General features: G+C 70.2%; 3 protein-coding genes. All 3 read right to left on the reverse strand.

The window, feature by feature from the left end; translation table 11 throughout:
- Positions 1 to 140: 140 nt before the first annotated feature.
- Positions 141 to 1694, reverse strand: a complete 1554-nt coding sequence (locus ACFW16_RS35940; RefSeq protein WP_380313900.1) for an FAD-dependent monooxygenase — start codon at positions 1692 to 1694, stop codon at positions 141 to 143.
- A gap of 242 nt (positions 1695 to 1936) precedes the next feature.
- On the reverse strand, positions 1937 to 2470 hold the full coding sequence (locus tag ACFW16_RS35945) for a cupin domain-containing protein (protein ID WP_380313901.1): 534 nt from the start codon (positions 2468 to 2470) through the stop codon (positions 1937 to 1939).
- Between the two features lie 163 nt (positions 2471 to 2633).
- Positions 2634 to 2882: NAD(P)(+) transhydrogenase (Re/Si-specific) subunit beta (locus tag ACFW16_RS35950; RefSeq protein WP_380313902.1), on the reverse strand; the 249-nt coding region annotated here is incomplete at its 5' end.

Consider the following 2882-nt stretch of genomic DNA (forward strand, 5'->3'; position numbering starts at 1 on the left):
TGAGCATCCGGACCTGCTGCAGCGCGAGGCTGCGGCAGTAGGCCTGGATGTCGAGATCGGAGTCCGTGCCCTTGTCCATGGAACATATCATGAACGAGGTGTGCGCGTTAAGGCAATAGACATTGCGTTAGCCGGAGGGGTCAGGCGGCTTCATGCGCCTCCTGGGGTTCGCCGAACCAACGCGACGCGGCCTTGGACGCTTCATCATCGTCGGGAGCGACCCCGCCGGCCCAGGCGACGAAACCATCGGGGCGCACCAGCACGGCGCTCAGGCCCAGCCGGTCCCTGGCGTCGCCGGCGACGTAAGTGATCCGCCCGCGCCAACGGCCTGCAAGCGCCTGAAGCGAGGCGCGGGAGTCGAAGTCCAGGAGCAGACCCCTGCCCGTCCTGAGGAGACCGCCGGCCTTGGTCCCGTCGGCCAGCTCGAAATCGGGAACGCTGCGGCCCACGAGCGGATGGTCGCCGCCGAGATCGTAGCGCAGGGAAACGCCCCAGACGCGGCGGGCGAAGTAGGTCGCGCCGTCGCGCGTGTCGATCAGATCGCGGATGATGGCTTCGAGCGCCCGCGAGCTTCGGGTCGGCCGCATGAGCGCGACCTGGGCGCGCGACCAGTCGAGGACCTGCGCCCCGACCGGATGGCGTTCGCCGCAGTAGCTGTCGAGCAGATCGGGCGCCGCGCCGCCGCGGATGGTCGCGGCGAGCTTCCAGCCGAGGTTCATCGCGTCGCCGAGCCCGAGGTTGAGGCCTTGGCCGCCCAAGGGGGAGTGGATGTGCGCGGCGTCGCCGGCGAGCAGCACCCGCCCGTTGCGGTAGGCGGTCGCCTGGCAGGCGCGATCCGTCCAGGTCGTGGCGAGCCGGAGCGCCGTCACGGCCACGTCCGTGCCGGAGACGCGGCGCAGCACCGCCTGCACGTGCTCGAGCGTGACCGGCCGGGCCCGGTGGAACGCGCCGCCGTCGAACTCGACCATCGCGATCGTCCCGGGCCGCGCATAGGTGTACATGCCCGTCGGGGTGTAGTGGCGGCCGGGGCGGAGCTTGTCCGGATCGGCCATCTCGACATCGACGGAATAGCCGGTGAACTCCGGATCGGTGCCCGCGAAATCGAAGCCGCCGGCCTTGCGGACCGTGCTGCGGCCGCCGTCGCAGCCGACGAGCCAGCGCCCGCGGACGGTCTCGCCGCCGGCGCGGATGGTCACCTCGTCGGCCTGATCGAAGCCCTCGACGCCGAGGCCGCGCCTGATCTCGACACCCAGCGCAGCGGCGCGGGCGGCCAGAACGGTTTCGAGGGTTTCCATGTCGACTGCCATGCTGGTGCCGGCCGGGCTGGGCAGACGATACGGCCATTGCGAGCTGTCGATATCGTCCTGGTAGAACGGGATGCCGGCGAAATGGCCGCCGGGGCGGCGCGGCTGCTGCATCCAATGCGCGGCGGCCACGGTGCCGCCGCCCGATGCCTCCGTCGCGCGCTGCGCCGCGGCGACGTCGTCCAGCAAGCCGCGACGGTACAGGGCTTCGAGGGTCGGCGCCGAAAGGCCGCGCATCCCGAACGGAAGCCGCTTCAAGGGCGAGCGCGGGTCCACGGCCTGCTCCAGCACCAGGACCGAAAGGCCGGCGAGCCGCAGCTCACAGGCCAGAAACAGGCCGACCGGGCCGGCGCCGGCGATCACGACGTCATGGAGAGCCGGGTCGTGCATGAACCACTCCTCTGTCGGCGTTCGACCGGAGCGGCGGGTCTGAGAACCGCGCGGACGAACACAGGGACGCAGCGTCCGCTGTTCGTCGCGGGGATCTCATGCACGGGGCGAGAGACCAGAGCTTCCGTTTCCGAAAGGGCCTGGGCTGACCAAACCAAGCCTGCCTTTTCCGACACCGGCTCTATAGCGTTGCGGCGATCGTTCGGCAACGGACATGGCTGCGACGGCTTGCCGTTGACCGGCTATCCGCCCTCGGCCTCGCGCCAGATCTTGACCAGCGGCCCGCCGGCGCCCAGCACGGGGTCGGTCTCCGGCACCGGCACGGCGCGGATGCTGTCGCGCAGGACCCGGCCGTCGCCGTCGCCTTCCTTGACGAGATCCGGGTCCTCGCCCGGCGGATAGGCGCCGATGACCAGCAGATCGCCGCTGCCCTCCTCGCGCTTGTGGCCGACCCCGGCCGGAACGACGACCACGTCACCGGCCAGCAGCTCGAGCGAGACGCCGCCGGCGCCGCCGAACCGCACCTTGGCGCGGCCGCCGGCAATCCCCAGCACCTCATGCGCGTTGCTGTGGAAATGGTGGAACGGGTAGATGCCGTTGCGCCAGCCCTTGCCCCAGCCGTTCTGGCCGAAGCGTGCCTCGATCGCCGTCGCCATGTCGCCGAGGCCGAGCCCGCTGACCTGGCGATAGACCAGGAGCGGCAGGGCCGGGTTGTTCGGCACGTCGCCGCCATCCTCGAAGTAATGGGCCTCGACGCCCGGATCGGCTTCGGTCATGGCCTGTCTCCTCGGCTGCTGTGCAAGGAGTCTGGCCCGACGGCGGCGGGCGGCAAGGGCTGGGCACTGCGACGTGCCGCGTAGGTTGCGGTTCGCGGCACGCGAACCCAACGGGCCGACACTGTTGGGTTCGCTAGCGCGAACCCAACCTACGTCCGGTCTGCTACGCCAAGCTCTTGGCAACGTCCTCGCACATCTTCTTGGCGTCGCCGAAGAGCATGAGGGTGTTGTCGCGGAAGAACAGCGCGTTCTCGACCCCGGCATAGCCCGAGGCCATCGAGCGTTTGACGAACAGGACCGTCTTGGCGTTCTCCACATCCAGGATCGGCATGCCGTAGATCGGGCTCGCCGGGTCCGTCTTCGCCGCCGGGTTGGTCACGTCGTTCGCCCCGATCACGAAGGCCACGTCGGC

The sequence above is a fragment of the Inquilinus sp. NPDC058860 genome, from assembly GCF_042743185.1.
Taxonomy (GTDB): Bacteria; Pseudomonadota; Alphaproteobacteria; order DSM-16000; family Inquilinaceae; genus Inquilinus.

Bases quoted from the DNA above. Each gene is read 5' to 3' on its own strand.
- ACFW16_RS35940 (WP_380313900.1), bottom strand. From the start codon at position 1,694: ATGCACGACCCGGCTCTCCATGACGTCGTGATCGCCGGCGCCGGCCCG.
- ACFW16_RS35945 (WP_380313901.1), bottom strand. From the start codon at position 2,470: ATGACCGAAGCCGATCCGGGCGTCGAGGCCCATTACTTCGAGGATGGC.